The organism is Megasphaera hutchinsoni, assembly GCF_001553405.1.
In the GTDB taxonomy this organism is placed as follows: domain Bacteria; phylum Bacillota; class Negativicutes; order Veillonellales; family Megasphaeraceae; genus Megasphaera; species Megasphaera hutchinsoni.
On the sequence record NZ_KQ960948.1, the window covers coordinates 1 to 783 of the forward strand.

The window sequence follows — 783 nt, forward strand, 5'->3', positions numbered from 1 at the left end:
CAGCACCTTTTGGTCCTTGAACGCCAATCGTGCCATCTTTACCACTCAAAGTAATGCTATTACCGTCTTTTCCGTCAGCACCTTTTGGTCCTTGAATACCGATTTCACCGTTCTTACCGTTGATGGTAACTTTTTCGCCGTCTTTACCGTTGACAACTACTTTACCGTCCTTGCCATCGTTGCCGTCTTTCCCGACTTCGATGTCATCTTTCAGTGCATACGTAATCTTCTTACCGTTTTTGCTGATTTCAAGACCATTTCCGGCATCAAAACCGAAGGCATCTTTGTCATCTGCCCCTAAACCTACGTTAAATTTATTGGTATCGGTATTTTCTTTGATATATACATCGAAACCTTGGTTGGTCTTGTGCAATTGACTGCCATTGACAGCGTCTTTGCTGGTACTAGATACATCGCCAGCTTTTACATTCTTAATAACTGTACCATCATTACCGCCTTCTAAGGTGATAGAATTTTTGTTTACTGTATCGCCATTTTTATCATATTTCACCGCATAGTCGGTAAATTTCTGATCCGACGCAGTTAAATCAGATTTCTTAGCCACATCTTTAATGGTAACTGTTTCTGTTTTATCTTTATGATTTTGATCTTGTACAGTAAGTGTAATATCACCATTCGCATCTACTGTATATTTCTTATCAGTAGCTTGTGCATTAGGCACTAATCGATAATCAGTTGCTTCTGTTTGTACCTTAGTTAATAATTCATTCAATTGACCTTGGCTTGCCGCTTGATCCGCCTTCATGGTGGTCATATCTTTTG

General features: G+C 39.6%; 1 pseudogene. It reads right to left on the reverse strand.

Going from position 1 to position 783, the window contains the following annotated elements:
• Positions 1–783, reverse strand: a pseudogene (locus HMPREF3182_RS03950) (hypothetical protein); the annotation flags it as partial.